This is a genomic window from Roseibium sp. Sym1, from assembly GCF_027359675.1.
Lineage (GTDB): Bacteria > Pseudomonadota > Alphaproteobacteria > Rhizobiales > Stappiaceae > Roseibium.
The window spans coordinates 5,464,074-5,481,392 of sequence record NZ_CP114786.1 but is presented as its reverse complement, the minus strand read 5'-3'; the positions used below and the strand labels follow the sequence as shown (position 1 = coordinate 5,481,392).

The window sequence follows — 17,319 nt, the reverse complement described above, 5'->3', positions numbered from 1 at the left end:
CCCGCACGCTGAGAGGCGCAGCCGCCTCTCAGATGGATCCTGCCTTGCCGGCGCTGAAGCTTGCGTCCGTATCTTCCGGGTCCACCCAGACGACGTCCGGAGAGAAATTCATGATCCGGGCGCGCGGCAGGGTCACCGTGACTTCCGTGCCTTCTCCCAGTTTTGATTTCAGGGCGAATTTGCCGTCGTGCATGTTCACGAGGGCCTGCACGATCGAAAGGCCGAGCCCGGTGCCGGGTTCCGCGGTCTTGATCGCGTGAGACCCCTGGCCGAATGCTTCGAGCACCGTCGAGATTTCCTCCTCCGGAATGCCCGGACCGCTGTCCTTGATCGAGACATACTGGCCACCGTCGGAGGTCGGGCCGACGATGATCCGCACCTCACCGCCGATAGGCGTGAACTTGACGGCATTGGACAGGAGGTTCAGCACGACCTGCCGAAGCGCGCGTTCGTCCGCCCAGACCCGGGGCAGGTCCGGCTCGTGGGTGTGATGCAGCGAGATCGACTTTGCCTTGGCGCGTACCTTCATCATGGTGCCGCATTCCTCGACGACATCGTCCAGGAACAGGGGTTCCTCGTGCAGTTCGTGCCGTCCGGCCTCGATCCGCGACAGATCCAGGATTTCGTTGATCAGGTTCAGAAGGTGCTGGCCGGACCCGTGGATGTCTTCCGCGTAGGCGCGGTAGTTCTCGTTGCCCATCGCTCCGAGCACTTCATCCTTCATGATCTCCGAAAAACCCAGGATGGCGTTGAGCGGCGTACGCAGCTCGTGGCTCATGGTCGCCAGGAAACGGGACTTGGCAAGATTGGCTGCTTCCGCACGGCGGCGGGCTTCGTCCGACATCGCATTTGCCGTTTCGAGTTCCGCGATCAGGTGGTCCTTGTCGGCGCGGTACTCCAGCATGGTGTTTGCGTTCTTGAGCAGTTGGTTGCCCAGGATGAAGAAGAAACCCTGTGCGCCGATGGCCATGGCGGCGAGCGTGTAGTGGATCGGGTCGACTTCCCTCAGGAAACTGAAGGTGACGACCACGGTCATCGGCAGAGTGCTTGCAAGCAGGCATTTCGGCAAGGTGGCCGACTGCATCGTGTTCATCGCCACGACGATCAGCAGGGTCGCGAAATGGAAGATCACGAAGCCTTCGCCGGCATCGCTCGTCATGGGCATAAGGAAAAACAGTGCCCAGCTGCATCCGTAAATGAAGTCGCCGAGCGTGAACCGCCGGCGCCAGTAGATCCGTGCCTTCTGGTCTGACGGTGCTTTCTCGTAGGAATGGCTGGTCACGACCATCAGGAAATGCATGCACAAGGTCACCGTGAACCAGGCACCGATGAACAGCGGATCGATCCACAGTACCGAGATTGCGGCGACGATCAGGGCAAGCAACGGAACGGCATAGGCTGCATTGATGCGCGTGTCCGCAAACAGGTGCTGGCGTTCCAGATCGAAGGTGGTGTGGTGGTTTTCCGGCGTGCCGAGGCGGCTGCGGACGTCCTGCGCCGAACGCGCCATTTCGCGCCGGCGGATGGCCCGCTCTTCATTGATGGCGTCTTTGTCGGCGCCCGTTTCTGACGCGAGGGTTACCATGTGCCGCCCAGGAGTTTTGATTTTGTTTTTGTGACTATGCTTGTTTATGCAATCTGACTCACCATTCCTTAAGATCGTCCTCAGGATCGTGGTTAGGAAAGCGTTAAGGAGCTGTACCAAAGTGCAGTGTTTTGTCTGACATGACGAACTCCCGGGAACTCGACAGGCTTGTCGCGGAGGTTCGCGCTTGCCGGATCTGTGCCGACACGCCGGAGAAAGCTCCGTTGCCGCACAGGCCGCGTCCGGTGCTGCAGGTGTCGTCCGAGGCAAGGCTTTGCATTTGCGGCCAGGCACCCGGCACCCGTGTGCACCAGAGCGGCCGGCCGTTCACCGACCCGAGCGGCGACCGGCTGAGGGCCTGGATGGGGATCGGCGAGGATGTGTTCTACGACCCAGGAAAGCTGGCAATCGTTCCCATGGGGTTCTGTTTTCCGGGCCTGGACGCCAAGGGCGGTGACCTGCCGCCGAGGACCGAGTGCCGGAAGACCTGGCACGACAGGGTGTTTGCGGCCATGCCGCAGGTCGAATTGATCCTGGTGATCGGCCAGTATGCCCAAGCGTATCACCTGGGCAAGGAACGCCAGAAATCGCTGACCGAAACCGTTGCGAACTGGAAACGGCATTTCGAAGGCGGCGCGGAGGGCAGGCCCATGGTTCTGCCATTGCCCCATCCGTCCTGGCGCAACAATGCCTGGCTGAAAAGGAACCCGTGGTTCGAGATCGATCTCTTGCCTGTGCTCCGCCGGGAAGTCGCCCGGTTGACCTGATGTTGGCAAGGGAGGGGTATTCGAAACTTTTTTCTCAATTTCATTGGAATTGACAGGTGCATTGAAATTCAGTTACGGGTTTTCAGCCTCAGATAAAATGATTTCCCAATGCGGTGGTTTGCATCGGCGGCGGGAAAACAGCCGACCAAACCGGATTTCAAGCCCATGATTGACCGCATCGACCGCCGAATTCTGTCCATCCTTCAGGAAGACTGTACCGTTCCGGTCGCCGAAATCGGCCGCCGTGTCGGTCTGTCGACCACGCCGTGCTGGCGCCGTATCCAGAAAATGGAAGAAGACGGGGTGATCACGGGGCGGGTTGCGCTGCTGGATCCGGCCAAGGTCAATGCGAAGGTCACGGCATTTGTCGCGATCACGACCAGTCAGCATTCCGAGGACTGGCTGAAGAAATTTGCCGACGTGATCCAGGAGTTTCCGGAGGTGGTCGAATTCTACCGAATGGCGGGCCAGGTCGACTATCTCTTGCGGGTCGCGGTCCCGGATATCGAAGCCTACGACGCGTTCTACAAGAAACTGATCGCCAAGATCGACATCTCCGACGTTTCGACCACCTTTGCCATGGAGCAGATCAAGAGCACCACGGCGCTGCCGCTCAGCTATGTGGCTCCGGAAAAGCCGAAGCCCGAAAAAGTCTGAAGGCGGCCCGCCGCCCGGTCAGGACGCGACGGGATGGCGTGCTCGGAAACGGGCCCATTCGGCGTCGGAAACCGGCCGGCCTGAAAAGACCTCGACGTAGAACGGCATGCGCTGAAGACGCGGTCCCGGTGGTTCGCTGGGCCGGTCCTTGATCATCGAGATGTAACCGATCTGGGTCAGGTAGACCGTGTCCGCGCGCACGCGGGCATAGTCCGGGTCATAGCCGAACCGAAAGAACATGGCCTGCAATGCCTCGACCCGGACCTGGTCGGCATCCTCCAGCATCCGTGCGAGATCCTGATCGGTGTGCGCCCAGTTGCGAACGGCGAACTCCAGCCGTGAATCGAACAGGTCCGGCAACAGCCACAGGTCGAAGACGTTGAGGAGCGCCTCGGTGATCGTCTCCGCATAGGCCTCGGTCTGCCTGATCAGGTTTCCGGTGTTCTTCGACTGCCACAGGGTCACCAAAGCCTTCAGAAGGTCGTCCCGGTCTGAAAAATGTCCGTAGAAACTGGTCCGCGACAGGCCGAGACGCTCGGCCAGCGGCATCACCTTGACGGCATCTATGCCGCTTTCGATCAACGCCTGGTAGGCCGCCTCGATCCAGATCTCACGGGTGCCGCGCCAGCCGGATGTTTTTTCGATCAATGGCTCGTTCATGACACCTCGTTAGCAAGGCAATCCGGGGTTCGCAAACAAAATTGACACCTATGTCAGCAAAAGCGACATGAATGTCGCTTTTGTGGCTTTTCAACCTCGTTACCGGGCAACTAGTGTCATCCGGTCGAGGAGTTCCGCGACGCGGGAACGGATTGAAGAGGGAAGCGCATGTCGAAGGATCCGCTGCTGCAGCCGTATCAGCTCAAGCATCTGACGCTGAAGAACAGGATCATGATCACGTCCCATGAACCGGCCTATCCGGAAGACGGCATGCCCAAGAACCGCTACCGGGCCTATCACGAGGTGCGGGCGAAGGCTGGTGTCGCGCTGACGATGACTGCGGGGTCCGCGGCCGTTTCCCGCAATTCTCCGCCGGTTTTCAACAATATCCTCGCCTACAAGGACGAGGTCGTGCCGTGGATCAAGCGTCTGACCGATGCCTGCCATGACCATGGCTGCGCGGTGATGATCCAGCTCACCCATCTCGGCCGGCGGACCCACTGGAACAAGGGGGACTGGCTTCCGGCGGTGTCGTCCAGCCATGAGCGCGAGGCAGCGCACAGGGCTTTTCCCAAGCAGGTGGAAGACTGGGACATAGCCCGGATCATCGAGGATTATGCCGATGCCGCCGAACGGATGAAGGCCGGGGGCATGGACGGCATCGAATTGCAGGCCTATGGCCACCTGATGGATCAGTTCTGGTCACCGGTGACCAACACGCTGGACGGTCCTTATGGCGGCTCCCTGGAGAACCGCATGCGGTTCTCGCTGGAAGTCATCGAGGCGGTGCGCAAACGGGTCGGCGACGATTTCATTCTCGGTATCCGTTTTACAGCCGACGAGGATCTGGAAGGTGGGATCACGCCGCAGGAGGGGCTCCAGATCGCGCAGCGGCTGAAAGACACCGGGCAGATCGACTTCCTGAATGTCATTCGTGGCCATATCGACACGGACCCGGGGCTGACCGACGTCATTCCGGTCCAGGGCATGCGCAACGCACCGCATCTCGATTTTGCCGGACGCATCAGGAAGGAAATCGGTCTGCCGACCTTTCATGCCGCCAAGATCCCGGACGTGGCCACCGCCCGACACGCGATCGCCGAAGGTCTGCTCGACATGGTCGGCATGACCCGCGCCCACATGGCCGATCCGCTGCTGGTCAAGAAGATTGCCGAGAAGCGGGAGGAGGACATCCGGCCTTGCGTCGGCGCCACCTATTGTCTTGACCGCATCTACCAGGCGGGAGACGCGCTGTGCATTCACAATGCGGCGACCGGCCGGGAGCTGACCATGCCGCACGAGATCCCGCGGGCCGACACGAAGAAGAAGGTCGTGGTCGTCGGTGCGGGCCCGGCCGGCATGGAGGCGGCGCGCGTTGCCGCGGAGCGCGGCCATGACGTGACCGTGTTCGAGGCGGCGCCAGACGCGGGCGGGCAGGTGCGCCTGACGGCCCAGTCGGAACGCCGCCGCGAAATGATCTCGATCATTGAATGGCGCATGGACCAGTGTGTCGCGAAGGATGTGAAGTTCCGCTTTAATATCTTTGCAGAAGCAAATGATATTGTTTCTGAAAAGCCGGATACAGTTATCATTGCAACGGGCGGTCTTCCGCACACCGACGTGCTCGGTGAAGGCAACGATCTCGTGGTGTCTTCCTGGGACATCATCGCTGGAGACATCAAGCCGGGGAGACGGGTGCTGGTCTATGACGATGCCGGCGACCACGCCGCCCTGCAGGCAGCCGAGATCATCGCGAAGTCAGGAGCCCATGTGGAGATCATGACGCCGGACCGGTCCTTCGCGCCCGATGTCATGGCCATGAACCTGGTGCCCTACATGCGCTCCCTGCAAGACAAGGATGTCCGGTTCACCGTGACCTACCGGCTCAAGGCGGCAAGGCGTTCCGGCAACATGATCACAGCGGTCATCGGCACCGACTATTCCGCCCACAAGGAAGAGCGCGACTTCGATCAGATCGTTGTCAATCACGGCACGATCCCCATGGACGAACTCTATTTCGAGCTGAAGCCGGGGTCGAGGAACCTGGGGGCGGTCAGTCAGGAAGCCCTGATTTTCGGCCGGCCGCAGCCACTCGATGCCAATCCGGACGGCGCCTACGCGCTCTACCGGATCGGCGATGCGGTGTCCGCCCGCAACACCCATGCCGCGATCTATGACGCCCTGCGTCTGGTCAAGGACATCTGACTGATTTTTCACCATCGCTGCGGAATTTTCCGGCGCGTCTTACATGGATAACCGGATGCCGTTTTTGGGCTATGATACCGTGTTCGGGTGAGCCTAATTTCCGTCGCAGGGATCGGCCGCCAGACTCGGCCGGAAAGGACGTGTCATCATGCTCAGCGATGCAGATATTCTCTCACTTTTGATGGGCCGCCGCGAAGGGTATTCGCTGCCGCAGGCTTTCTATACCGACGCGGATGTCTATCAGGCGGACCTGAGAAACATCTGGCAGAAGGAGTGGATCTTCGCCATTCCATCGGCCGAATTGCCGAAGTCCGGCAATTTCGTCACGCTGCAGATCGGCGACTATTCGGTCATCATCGTACGCGGTGCCGATGGCGTTATCCGGGCCTTCCACAATTCCTGCCGTCACCGCGGCAGCCGCATCTGCGCCGCGTCCAAGGGCTCCGCGCCCAAGCTGGTTTGCCCCTACCACCAATGGACCTACGAACTCGACGGCAAGCTGCTGTGGGCACGCGAAATGGGACCGGAGTTCAATCCGGGCGACCATGGGCTGAAGACGGTTCATTGCGTGGACGTCTCGGGCATGGTGTTCATCTGCCTTGCCGCCCAGGCCCCGGATACGACCGATCTCGTCAAGCAGGCTGCGCGCTATCTTGGCCCGCACGACCTGTCGAACCTGAAAGTGGCGCACCAGTCGTCCATCGTGGAACAGGGCAACTGGAAGCTGGTGCTGGAAAACAACCGCGAATGCTATCATTGCTCCGGTTCGCACCCGTCCCTCTGCCGGACCTTCCCGGACGATCCGAACCTGGTGGGCGGTGACGATTCCACCAGTTCCAATGCCGGCAAGGCCCATGTGGAGCGCTGCGAGAATGCCGGTTTTCCGGCGAAGTACCACATTTCACCGAACGAACAGTGGCGGTTTGTGCGCATTCCTTTCCTGGGCGATGCCGTCAGCTATACGATGGATGGCAAGGCGGCCGTATCCAGGCGCATTGGCTCGGTGCCATTCGACAATGCCGGTTCCTGCCTGTTCTTCCATTACCCGAACACCTGGAACCACTTCCTGTCGGATTCGGTTCTGACCTTCCGCGTGCTGCCGATCGGGCCAACGGAAACGGAAGTGACCACCACATGGCTGGTGCACAAGGACGCCAAGGAAGGCGTCGACTACGACCTGAGCAGGCTCACGGAGGTCTGGATCCACACCAACGACGAAGACCGCCAGATCGTCGAGGAAAACCAGATCGGTATCAAGTCTCCGGCCTACGAGCCGGGGCCGTATTCCACGATGCAGGAAAGCGGTGTCATCCAGTTCGTCGACTGGTATGCGCGCACCCTGGAAAACGGCCTCATCGGCCGGTTCAGAGTAGCGGCGGAGTAAGCTCATGATCCCGATGCCTGGCCGCGACACGCCGGTTTGGAACGACAGTGAAGTCCTGGAATGCGTTGCCGTTCTGCCTGAAGCACCGGAGGTGAAGACCTTCACCTTCCGTCCGCCTTCCGGCGCGACCTTCGTCTACCGGGCCGGCCAGTTCATCACCCTGGACCTGCCGGTTCCCGGCGGCAACGTGCAGCGTACCTACACGATCTCGTCGTCGCCCGTGACCAGTGCCTATATCTCGGTCACGGTCAAGGCACACGGGGACAGCATAGGCACCCGCTGGATGCTCGACCACCTGAAGCCGGGCATGCAGATCAAGGCCTATGGTCCGGCCGGTCTGTTCCATCTGCCCCCCAGTCCGGACGGCAAGTACCTGTTCATCTCCGCTGGCTCCGGCGTCACGCCGATGATGTCGATGGCACAGACCCTGTTCGAGCGCGGCGAGGATCCCGACATCTGTTTCATCCAGTGCGCGAACCGGCCGGTTGAGCTGATCTTTCGCCAGAAGCTGGAATACATGGCCAGCCGGGTGACCGGTCTGCAGCTGCATTTTGTCGTGTCGAAGAGCGACCCCTACGAGGTCTGGACCGGCTATCGCGGCCATTTCAACCAGCTCATGCTGGGTCTGATGTGTAACGATTATCTTGAACGGGACGTCTTTTGCTGTGGTCCTGAAGGTTTCATGGAATCGGTGCGCGAGATCCTGAACTCGCTCGGCTACGACATGGACCGCTATTACCAGGAAAGCTTCCAGGCTCCGGCGGAAACCAAGGCGGAACTGACCGAATTCGACGATGTCGTGCCTCAGGATGACGTTCAGGCGCAGATCGTCTTCGCGAATTCGCAGGTCTCGGCCTGGTGCTCGGAAACCGACACGGTTCTGGCTGTCGCCAAGGATGCCGGGCTCAACATCCCGTCCGGCTGCACCTTCGGCGTCTGCGGCACCTGCAAGGTCAAGAAACTCTCCGGCGATGTGCACATGGTCCATTCCGGCGGCATCAGCGAAGAGGATGTCGACGCCGGCTATATCCTGGCCTGCTGCTCCAACCCAATCGGAACCGTGGAAGTCGAGGTCTGAGCCGGGTTTAAACGGAAATATTCAATTTTTGCGATGTATCAATGGCACGCGTCTGTGCAAGGCCTTAGTCTGTGGCGGTCACAGGGAGGACATCGCATGCTGAATTTACCTTGGAGCACCATGTTTGCCGGCGCGGTCTCGACCGCTCTGCTCGTCACGGCCGGCCTGCCGGCCGCCGCACAATCCGTTCCGGAAGGTGTGACGGCCTACCAGGTCGAGGCCAACTTCGAAGACGTGCGCTTCGATCTTGAAAATGCCATCGTCAATCGCGGTCTTGTCATCGACTACGTCTCTCATATCGGCGAGATGCTGAACCGGACGTCTGAAGATGTTGGCGGTGAGAAACAGGTCTATACGCAGGCGCAGTCGATGCTGTTCTGTTCCGCGAACCTGTCACGCAAGGCCATGGAGGCTGATGCAGCCAACATCGCCTATTGCCCGTATGCCGTGTTTGTCTACGAACAGCCTGATGCACCCGGCAAGGTCACCGTCGGATATCGGAAGCTGGGCGAAACCGGTTCGGATGCCTCCAAGACGGCGCTTGCAAACGTCAATGCGCTGCTGGAGGAAATCGCCCGGGAGGCCGCGGGCAAATAGGCAGGGGCGAACACTCAGCCTTCCGGCGGAGGCTTGTGCAGCCGGGCCAGAACTTTCTCGGAGGTGAGTTCCCTGGTGGCTGCACGGCCGACCTTGCGTGCGGTCTTGTCCGGAGACGCACTCAAGTCCTCTGCCAGTTTCAGGGCGGGGCCGTGCAGGTCAATCGAGCGTTTGCCGATCTGCCGCAAGGCCCAGTGAACAGCCTTCCAGACGAAGTTGCGCTCGTCGGTGGCAAAGCGCCTGATAAGGTCAAGATAGCCCAGGAATTCTGAATCCGGCGCTGTCTTGGCATGCACCGCGCGCCAGGCGATCAGGGCGAATGCGGAGCGGCGGACAAACTCTCGTTCGTCCACCGCGAGGACAGGAACCATTTCGTCCGATCCCGCCCGCCTCGCCAGTACGTTGGTCAACTGGTCGCACAGATCCCATGACCGGATGTCCTCCAGCCAGGAGAAGGCAAGGTCCGGCGTGAGCAACCGGGGCGGCGTCAGCAGGATCGCCATCAGGCGCGCCTCGTGACAGCCGCTGTCCCACAAGGGCTGGGCAAGTTCCGGCGAACGGCCGATCCTGCGGGCGAGCGGCCTGAGCACGGACAGGGGGACACCGAACGCTCTCGACGCATCGATGCCGAAGCGCGCCATGCCGGCACGGTTCCTTTCCGAGCCCGCCGCACGCAATGCTTCAAGCACGGTGTCCGCCGTCCAGGCCTGGTCAGATGCCGACACGGCGGCCGCCTTGCAGTGATTATTTGTCGGCGTTTTCAAGCCGGGCGATCAGGCTGGATGTGTCCCAGCGCTTGCCGCCCATGGCCTGGACCTCGGCATAGAACTGGTCCACCAGGGCTGTCACCGGCAGGCGGGCGCCGGTGTCGTTGGCGGTCTTCAGGCAAATGCCGAGATCCTTGCGCATCCAGTCGACGGCGAAGCCATAGTCGAACTTGCCGGCATTCATGGTCTCCCAGCGATTTTCCATCTGCCAGGACTGTGCCGCGCCGCCACGGATCGCGGAAATCACCTTCTCGACGTCGAGATCGGCCTTCTTGGCAAAGTGGATTGCTTCGGACAGGCCCTGGACCAGGCCGGCAATGCAGATCTGGTTGACCATCTTGGTCAGCTGGCCGGCGCCGCTTTCTCCCATCAGGCCGACGAATTTCGCAAAACACTCGATCGCCGGCTTTGCCTTGTCGAACATGTCCTGGTCACCGCCGCACATCACGGTAAGAACACCGTTCTCCGCGCCTGCCTGGCCGCCGGAAACCGGTGCATCGATGAAACCGCATCCCTTTTCCTTCGCCGCCGCATGCAGTTCGCGGGCGACTTCGGCGGAGGCGGTGGTGTTGTCGATGAAGATCGCTCCCTGTTTCAGACCGTGAAACGCGCCATCCGGGCCGGTCGTGACAGACCGAAGGTCGTCGTCATTGCCGACGCAGGCAAACACGAAGTCGCAGCCCTCGGCCGCTTCCTTCGGCGTTTTTGCGAAGGCGCCGCCGAATTCGTCCGCCCAACGCTCCGCCTTGGCCGTTGTGCGGTTGTAGACGGTCACGTCGTGGCCGCCCTTGGTTTTCAGGTAACCGGCCATCGGATACCCCATGACACCCAGACCGATAAATGCAACCTTTGCCATGACGCGGCTCCTTTCGCAGACAAAGGCCCGGTTTTGAACCGGGCCTTTTTGTAGAACATGTTCGTCATGGTTTTAGGGCATTTCCCGGAGGCTGTCAGCCTTCAGGCGAACCATTCCCCCGACCGTCAGGCCCAGTAGGGACGCCTTTGCCAAAGCAGCAGGTGCCGCTGCCGCTTCTGGGCGGTTACTTCCGGGCGCTCCTGCGCTTTGGAGCCAGGCCGGGTGTTGGGCGTGAAACGGGTTGCTTCCAGGAAGCTGCGGGCATAAATATCGAACATTGGCTTACATCCTCTTGCCGGTGTGTGTGAGCCTAAGATGGCCAAAAGGTGCGGAAATCGCCAGTCAAGAAGATTTCCAAAATGTAAGGTGAGATTACATATGGATTGGCGCTCTCTACCGTCGTTGAACAGCCTGAAAGCCTTTGCCGCGGTCGCGGAGACCAAAAGCCTGTCGGCGGCCGGACGCGAGTTGAACGTGACCCACGCGGCCATCAGCCAGCAGATCCGTTCGCTGGAAGCATTCCTCGGGCTGCAGCTCGTGGTGCGCGAGGGCAGGGGTGTTGCACTCACGCCCGAAGGCGATCGCCTGTTCGAAGGGGTAAGCAGCGGTTTCGATACCATCCGTGAAACGGTGGACGACCTTCTGCAGGATGATGTCGCGCGTCCGCTCAACATCACCATGACACCGTCTTTCGCAATCAGCTGGCTGATGCCGCGAATCAACGATTTCCGCCTCAAGCACCCGGATGTCGAACTGATGCTCAATCCGTCGGCGGAGGTCGTGGAGTTTCGCCCCGGCGGGATCGACCTGGCCATCCGCTTCGGGAAGGGCGACTGGCCCGGACTGGAGGCCGAACTGTTCCTGACGACGAACTTCGCCGTGGTCGGCGCAAGTTGCCTGATTGGCGACCGCAAAATCGAAAAGCCGGAGGATCTGCTCGACTATCCATGGCTCCAGGAATACGGCACGAACGAGCTGGCCGTCTGGATGGAGCGCCAGGGCGTGGTGCCCAGGGGCAAGCTGAACATCACCCATTTGCCCGGCTACATGGTGCTGGAAGGCGTGCGGCGCGGTGACGGCATCTCGGCCACGGCCAAGACGTTCCTGGAGCCGGACATTGCCGCCGGCAACATGAAGGTGCTTTTCGAGGAAGGCGTCTATCCCGGGACCGGCTATCACCTGGTGACGCGGCCGGGCCAGAAGCGTCCGCCCCTGAAGGCCTTTCTCAAATGGATGCGCTCGATGCGCGCCGAGCAGGAAAGCAGGTCCGGCGAAGACCTTTGACGGTCAAAGACAGGCCAGGGCCTGGTCCAGATCCGCAATCAGGTCGTCGCCATGTTCGATGCCGATTGACAGCCGAAGCAGGTTTTCCGGAATGCCCGATCCTTCCCCCTCGATGGTGAACCTGTGCTCGACCAGGCTTTCGGTGCCACCAAGCGAGGTTGCCCGCTGGAACAGGTCAAGGGCACCGGCGACCGTCAGGGCCTCCGCCTTTCCGCCCTTGATCAGCACCGACATCAGCGAGCCGAAGCCGCCCTGCATTTGCGATTTGGCAAGATCATGCTCAGGGTGGCCCGCCAGTCCGGGGTAGAGCACCGCCTCGACCTTTGGGTGGTTTTCAAGAAACGCCGCAACGGCCATCGCGTTGGCGTTCATGCGCTCCACGCGCAGGGCCAGCGTCCGGAGCCCGCGCAGCAGCAGCCAGGTCTCGAAAGACCCCAAAACGGCGCCGGCCAGCTTGCGTTCCTCTTTCACAAGGCCCCAGGCTTTGTTGCCGGCGTCTGCGGATGTCACCACGCCGCCAAGCAGGTCCGAATGGCCGTTGAGGGCCTTTGTTGCCGAGTGCATGACCAGGTCCGCGCCGAGCGCCAGTGGTTTCAGGATCAGGGGTGTTGCCGCCGTTGCGTCCACGGCGAGAAGGGTACCTGCCTGCCTGCAGCGCTCGGAAATGCTTTTGATATCGGCAACCTGCAGAAACGGATTGCTCGGCACCTCCAGCCAGACCAGGTCCGGCCGGGTCACGGAAATCTCGTCCAGAAACGCCTGCGGGTCGCCGGCGTCGGCCTCGATGAGGGCAACCTTGTTGCGGGCGCAGAGCTTGCGCAGAAACAGGGTGGTGCCCCAATAGATGCCCGACTGGACCAGCAGCGTACCGCCCGGAGCAACGCTGCGCGCGACCGCGGCTATGGCCGCCATGCCCGAGGCAAACAGCCGGCTTTCCGCGCCACCTTCAAGAGCCGCGATCAGGCCCTCTGTCTTCCTGTAGAGCGCGTTGTCGTCCCGGCTGTAGACATGGTCGGGGCTTACCGGTGCATAGGCTTCGTCCCGAACAAACGTGGTTGCTGTCGGGATCGGCGGTACAACGGCACCGGTCGCCGGATCATGGCCGCCCCCGCCATGGGCCAGCAGGCTGTCGGGATGGAGGCCGGGGGCAAGGGGCGGTGTCTTGGGCATGACGGGTCATCCGGTTGAACGGCGCAGGGTAAGGCAGGAAGCGGTGACGGATCACCGTTTCAGGTGGCGGGTGAGGCGGGCCTCGATCTTGTCCCACGTGCGACGAAGGGTTTCCACGATCAAGAGATAAATCACCGCTGCCCAGATATAGGCCTGGAAATCATAGGTTCGCGAATAGGCCCGCCGGGTTTCTCCCATCAGATCGTAGATCGTGACAATAGAGGCGATGGCCGAGCCCTTGATCATGAGAATGATCTCGTTGCCATAGGGGCGCAGCGCCACCATCAACGCCTGGGGCAGTATGATCTTGAAGAAGGTCACGGGTTTCGAGAGACCTAGCGCGGCAGCGCCCTCCCATTGACCTTTGGATATGTTTTGCACCGCACCGCGCAGGATCTCCGCCTGATAGGCGGATGTATTCAGCGAGAACGCGAAGACCACGCAGTAGAATGCATCGCGGAAAAACCACCAGAGACCCACGGATTGCAGTTCTTCGCGGAAAGATCCGAACCCATAATAAACCAGAAATGTCTGTGCAAGCAGCGGAGTGCCGCGGAAGAAATACACATAGGCGTAAGCGGGTGCGGATAACAGCCTCCACTTGGAGGAACGCGCCATGGCCAGCGGAATGGAGAGCGCCGCACCGAACAAGAGTGAAAGACCGACAATTTGCAGGGTCACGATGAACCCGTCGACGTATTTGTCCCCGTAGCGCCCCAGGTAACTGTCAAACTCATGGGTTGCCAGGCGTTGCTGGGCGTATTCCGCCCAACTTCCGCTGAGGTAGGGCAAGGCTGTGTCGAGAATGGGCTTCTCTAGATTGCCGAGCAGGTAGTATGCCAGGTAGACAAAGGCGATGGTCCAGAGCGCCATCAGCACATGGCCGGCAATCTTGGCATTGGTCCAGGGCGCTTTTGCCGCCAGCGGCGGTTTTCGGCCTGTAGTCGGGTTGGGGGAGATCATTTCAAAGTCTCCCCTTTTTTGGACCATGCTTCGATCCTGACAAGGCCGGTAGAGGAGATCATGGCCAGGACAAGATAGATCAGGCAGGCGAGACCGAAAAACAGGAAGGGTTCTTTGGTCACACGCGCGGCGATGCTTGTCATCCGCAACGTGTCTTCCAGACCGATCACCGATACCAACGCCGTTTCCTTCAACAGGATCAGCCACAGGTTGCCGAGCGCGGGCAAGGCAAGACGGATCAACTGGGGCAGGATTACCAGGAACATGGTCTGTCGGCGCGTGAGACCGAGCGCGAATCCGCCTTCATATTGCCCTTGCTGAATGCCGCGGAAGGCTGACAGGAACGCTTCCGATGCATAGGAGGAAAACACCAAAGAAAGGGCAACCATGCCAGCGACGAAGGAGTTTACTTCGACATAGGTTTCGCTTCCGAGCAGCTTCAAGGCTTCGCGTATCGCGATCTGCACGCCGTAATACACCATGAACAGCGTCAGCAGCTCCGGCAGGCCGCGAAAGATGGTTGTGTAGATATTGGCGGCTAGCTTGAGGCTTGGCTCGGACGTGTTTTTTGCAAGAGCAAGGAAAAACCCGAGGAGCAAGCCGAAAGGCAGGGAGGCAAGTGCAAGTGATATCGTTACGAGCACGCCTCTGGCGATCTCGTCGCCCCAGCCCTGTTCCCCGAAGGACAATAGCGTCAAAGCTTCATTCATAAGCCGGCGCTTCTTTCGTTTTTGTCGTTATTGTTCCGGCCGCCCCTCCGGCCGTACCGCGGGATGTTTCCCTGCGGCTGGACACGGCGCGCAGAACGCGCCGCGCCGGTTGCATTGTCAAGCAGCAGTCAGATCAGCCGCCGTAGACGTCGAACGTGAAGTACTTGTCGTTGATTTCCTTGTACTTTCCGTTCGCCAGAATGGCTTCGATGGCTGCGTTGAACTTTTCCTTCAGGTCGCCGTCTTCCTTGCGGATGGCGATGCCCGCGCCTTCACCGTTGATGACCGGATCCGGGGTCAGGGTGCCGAGCAGCTTGCAGCAGGCGCCGTCATCGGTCGCCAGCCAGTCGGACAGGACCACGACGTCGTCGATGACGGCGTCGATACGGCCGCTGGCAACATCAAGCTTGTACTCGTCCGGAGTCGGGTAGAGCTTCAGCTCAGCCGACGGCAGCTTCTCTTCAGCGTAGTTGGAGTGGGTCGTGGAAGACTGGGCTCCAAGCGCCACGCCCTTCAGGTCTTCGTCGGTCGTGCCGGAAAGAGCGGAGTCCTTCGGCACGGCGATTGCCGGCGGGGTGTTGTAGTACTTGTTGGTGAAGTCGACCTTCTGCTTGCGCTCCTCGGTGATCGACATGGAGGCGATCACGGCGTCGAACTTGCCGGCCTGCAGGGCCGGGATCATGCCGTCCCAGTCCTGGGTGACGAATTCGCACTCGACCTTCATTTCTTCGCAGAGCGCCTTGGCGATGTCGACGTCGAACCCGATCAGCTGACCGTCCGCGGTCAGGGAGTTGAACGGAGGATAGGCGCCTTCGGTGCCGATGCGCACCTTGGACCAGTCTTTCGCCTCGGCACCACCCACGGCAGCCAGAACTGCAACAGCGGCCGCAGCCATACGCAAAACACGCATTATTTGGTTCCCCTAATTATTGGTTCGCGGCGCAGACGGGTTCTTCCCGCCTTTTTGCCCGAAGGCCCTATTCCATACACTTCGCTTTAAATTTCAAGCATCACAGCGAAAAAAACACGGGGCGATTTGGCCAAATTCTCACTTTCTGAAGGGTGTCGTCAGGGAAGGGGCTTCGGGTCGTGAAGGGAAGAAGCTTTGGACATCGGGTTCGACGGCCCGGTTGATTTTCAGTCTTTGCCGGAGGAAGCGGTTCGGCTGACCGGAGCGGATGGGTCGGTTTCGAAAGTTTCGAGAACGGATTGAAGGGTTATGACGGCGCGTGTCAGGCTGTCGCCGGCCTTAGAGCCCGAAAACGGGAAGGTGGAAAGAACCGGGGTTTTTGAAAGGCTGGCGATTTTTTCCTCGTGCGCTGCCCGGTCCTGGTTGGACAGGTTGTCGAGCCCGATTTCCGTCAGGCCGTGCTTTTCAAGATAGGTGTGGCGGATCCGTTCTTCTTCCGGCAATTCGCGCCACTGTTCGTATTGCTCTGCCATAACGGACCGGAAATCGAGGAAACTCGAAGTGATTTCATTGCCAGTGGAGACCCCGGGCGCCTGAAAGGCTGCTCTGGAGAGCGGATTGGAAATCGATGTCATGAAACCCTCTTGGGCCTGGTGTGAATGCTCCCTGTCGAAGCAATAAGCGTGCCGACAGCAGGCATTCCAATTCATGATGAATTTCATGAACTTCTTGAATTGGAAGTTTCCGGATCGACGCCGTAGGTAATTTTTGCCCGGAAAAAACGACTGATGCGCGGATAACGCGGAAAGGACTTCCCAATGCCAGATTTCGAACTTTTCATCGGCAACAAGAACTATTCCTCCTGGTCTTTCCGGCCGTGGATCGCCCTTAAGCAGAAGCAAATTCCGTTTCGGGAGACGCTGGTCCCGTTCGACTTCAAGAACGGCAATCCGGATTTCGCTGCATTCTCGCCAAGTCACAAGGTGCCGGTGCTGAAGGACGGCGCACTGACGGTCTGGGACAGTCTCGCGATCCTGGAATATGTCGCGGAAGTTCACCCCGAAACCGGCCTGTGGCCGGAAGACCGCTCCGGGCGGGCACGGGCAAGGGCTATCTCGGCGGAAATGCATGCGGGCTTCGCGGCCTTGCGCGGCGCCTGCCCGATGAACATGCGCCGTCCGTCCGGCAAGCTCGAGGTGAGCGACGCGGTGAATTCGGATGTGGCTCGGATTGTCGGCATCTGGACGGAATGTCTCGACCTGTCGGGCGGGCCGTTCCTCTTCGGTGACTTCACGATTGCCGACGCCATGTATGCGCCCGTGGTCAGCCGGTTCGCCACCTACGGATTGTCCTCCGATCCTGTCGTGGAGCGCTATCACGGCGCCATGACCGGCACACAAGCCTGGCAGGCCTGGTATCGTGAAGCGGTCCAGGAAACCTGGGTCGTCGAAGAAGAAGAGGTGTAATGGCAGGCGCGATCTGGCGTTTCCGCGCCAAGACCGACCGCAAGCAAGTCAAGGGTCCCGTTCCACAGGGAATAGACACTTGCACGCATTCAGTGTGACGCGCGTCATAAGGAGGAAAAAAAATAGCTCGGTAAAGACAAGGCTGTAACCAACAAAAAACCATACGGAGAACGTTATGGCCTTTTCACTTCAAAATTACATGCAATCATTGCTGGAAAGACTTCAGGCAAATCTCGAGGCCGCCCAGGCAGCGGTATCGG

At 60.2% G+C, this 17,319-nt stretch carries 18 protein-coding genes; 8 read left to right on the top strand and 10 right to left on the bottom strand.

Annotated features, from left to right (window positions below; all coding sequences use genetic code 11):
* Nucleotides 1-28 precede the first annotated feature (28 nt).
* Nucleotides 29-1,585: a sensor histidine kinase gene (locus tag O6760_RS25430; protein WP_269582446.1), complete on the bottom strand. Its 1,557-nt coding sequence runs from the start codon at nucleotides 1,583-1,585 to the stop codon at nucleotides 29-31.
* Between the two features lie 140 nt (nucleotides 1,586-1,725).
* Between O6760_RS25430 and O6760_RS25425 the strand changes: the two genes are divergently transcribed.
* Together O6760_RS25425 and O6760_RS25420 are read left to right on the top strand one after the other, a co-directional pair.
* On the top strand, nucleotides 1,726-2,352 hold the full coding sequence (locus tag O6760_RS25425; protein WP_269582445.1) for a uracil-DNA glycosylase family protein: 627 nt from the start codon (nucleotides 1,726-1,728) through the stop codon (nucleotides 2,350-2,352).
* A gap of 168 nt (nucleotides 2,353-2,520) precedes the next feature.
* Nucleotides 2,521-3,009, top strand: coding sequence for an Lrp/AsnC family transcriptional regulator (locus tag O6760_RS25420; RefSeq protein WP_269586355.1), 489 nt, complete (start codon nucleotides 2,521-2,523; stop codon nucleotides 3,007-3,009).
* Between the two features lie 18 nt (nucleotides 3,010-3,027).
* On the opposite strand, the gene O6760_RS25415 is transcribed toward O6760_RS25420, so the two are convergent.
* Nucleotides 3,028-3,654 carry a TetR/AcrR family transcriptional regulator gene (locus O6760_RS25415; protein ID WP_442969939.1) on the bottom strand — a complete coding sequence of 209 codons (627 nt, stop codon included), beginning with the start codon at nucleotides 3,652-3,654 and terminating at the stop codon, nucleotides 3,028-3,030.
* A 183-nt stretch (nucleotides 3,655-3,837) separates the two neighbouring features.
* Here O6760_RS25415 and O6760_RS25410 point away from each other — a divergent pair, with 183 nt between their 5' ends.
* From O6760_RS25410 to O6760_RS25395, 4 genes are all read left to right on the top strand, one after another.
* A complete protein-coding gene (locus O6760_RS25410; protein ID WP_269582443.1) occupies nucleotides 3,838-5,874 on the top strand; it encodes an NADH:flavin oxidoreductase in 2,037 nt (678 codons plus the stop codon).
* A gap of 148 nt (nucleotides 5,875-6,022) precedes the next feature.
* Nucleotides 6,023-7,258 carry an aromatic ring-hydroxylating oxygenase subunit alpha gene (locus O6760_RS25405; RefSeq protein WP_269582442.1) on the top strand — a complete coding sequence of 412 codons (1,236 nt, stop codon included), beginning with the start codon at nucleotides 6,023-6,025 and terminating at the stop codon, nucleotides 7,256-7,258.
* 4 nt (nucleotides 7,259-7,262) lie between these two features.
* Nucleotides 7,263-8,336 (top strand): hybrid-cluster NAD(P)-dependent oxidoreductase, encoded by a 1,074-nt coding sequence (locus O6760_RS25400; protein ID WP_269582441.1) that lies wholly within the window; start codon nucleotides 7,263-7,265, stop codon nucleotides 8,334-8,336.
* 96 nt (nucleotides 8,337-8,432) lie between these two features.
* Nucleotides 8,433-8,933, top strand: coding sequence for a DUF302 domain-containing protein (locus O6760_RS25395; protein ID WP_269582440.1), 501 nt, complete (start codon nucleotides 8,433-8,435; stop codon nucleotides 8,931-8,933).
* Between the two features lie 14 nt (nucleotides 8,934-8,947).
* Here O6760_RS25395 and O6760_RS25390 read toward each other — a convergent pair whose 3' ends face one another.
* The 3 genes from O6760_RS25390 to O6760_RS25380 form a co-directional block, all read right to left on the bottom strand.
* On the bottom strand, nucleotides 8,948-9,658 hold the full coding sequence (locus O6760_RS25390) for a DNA alkylation repair protein (RefSeq protein ID WP_269582439.1): 711 nt from the start codon (nucleotides 9,656-9,658) through the stop codon (nucleotides 8,948-8,950).
* A 19-nt stretch (nucleotides 9,659-9,677) separates the two neighbouring features.
* Nucleotides 9,678-10,556: an NAD(P)-dependent oxidoreductase gene (locus O6760_RS25385; protein WP_269582438.1), complete on the bottom strand. Its 879-nt coding sequence runs from the start codon at nucleotides 10,554-10,556 to the stop codon at nucleotides 9,678-9,680.
* 125 nt (nucleotides 10,557-10,681) lie between these two features.
* The gene (locus tag O6760_RS25380; RefSeq protein ID WP_269582437.1) at nucleotides 10,682-10,834 is read right to left on the bottom strand and encodes a hypothetical protein; all 153 of its coding nucleotides are present in this window, start codon (nucleotides 10,832-10,834) and stop codon (nucleotides 10,682-10,684) included.
* A 100-nt stretch (nucleotides 10,835-10,934) separates the two neighbouring features.
* On the opposite strand from O6760_RS25380, the gene O6760_RS25375 reads away from it, so the two are divergent.
* Nucleotides 10,935-11,840, top strand: a complete 906-nt coding sequence (locus O6760_RS25375) for a LysR substrate-binding domain-containing protein (protein WP_269582436.1) — start codon at nucleotides 10,935-10,937, stop codon at nucleotides 11,838-11,840.
* A gap of 3 nt (nucleotides 11,841-11,843) precedes the next feature.
* Here the strand turns inward: O6760_RS25375 and O6760_RS25370 are convergent, their stop codons facing one another.
* The 5 genes from O6760_RS25370 to O6760_RS25350 form a co-directional block, all read right to left on the bottom strand.
* Nucleotides 11,844-13,010: a trans-sulfuration enzyme family protein gene (locus O6760_RS25370; protein WP_269582435.1), complete on the bottom strand. Its 1,167-nt coding sequence runs from the start codon at nucleotides 13,008-13,010 to the stop codon at nucleotides 11,844-11,846.
* 51 nt (nucleotides 13,011-13,061) lie between these two features.
* Nucleotides 13,062-13,973 carry an ABC transporter permease gene (locus O6760_RS25365; RefSeq protein WP_269582434.1) on the bottom strand — a complete coding sequence of 304 codons (912 nt, stop codon included), beginning with the start codon at nucleotides 13,971-13,973 and terminating at the stop codon, nucleotides 13,062-13,064.
* A complete protein-coding gene (locus O6760_RS25360) occupies nucleotides 13,970-14,683 on the bottom strand; it encodes an ABC transporter permease (RefSeq protein WP_269582433.1) in 714 nt (237 codons plus the stop codon). The genes O6760_RS25365 and O6760_RS25360 overlap by 4 nt, the downstream gene beginning before the upstream one ends.
* A gap of 133 nt (nucleotides 14,684-14,816) precedes the next feature.
* A complete protein-coding gene (locus O6760_RS25355; protein WP_269582432.1) occupies nucleotides 14,817-15,593 on the bottom strand; it encodes an ABC transporter substrate-binding protein in 777 nt (258 codons plus the stop codon).
* 227 nt (nucleotides 15,594-15,820) lie between these two features.
* Nucleotides 15,821-16,228, bottom strand: coding sequence for a hypothetical protein (locus tag O6760_RS25350; RefSeq protein WP_269582431.1), 408 nt, complete (start codon nucleotides 16,226-16,228; stop codon nucleotides 15,821-15,823).
* A gap of 183 nt (nucleotides 16,229-16,411) precedes the next feature.
* On the opposite strand from O6760_RS25350, the gene O6760_RS25345 reads away from it, so the two are divergent.
* Complete coding sequence (locus tag O6760_RS25345) at nucleotides 16,412-17,059, top strand: glutathione S-transferase family protein (protein ID WP_269582430.1); 648 nt, start codon at nucleotides 16,412-16,414, stop codon at nucleotides 17,057-17,059.
* Nucleotides 17,060-17,319: the final 260 nt, after the last annotated feature.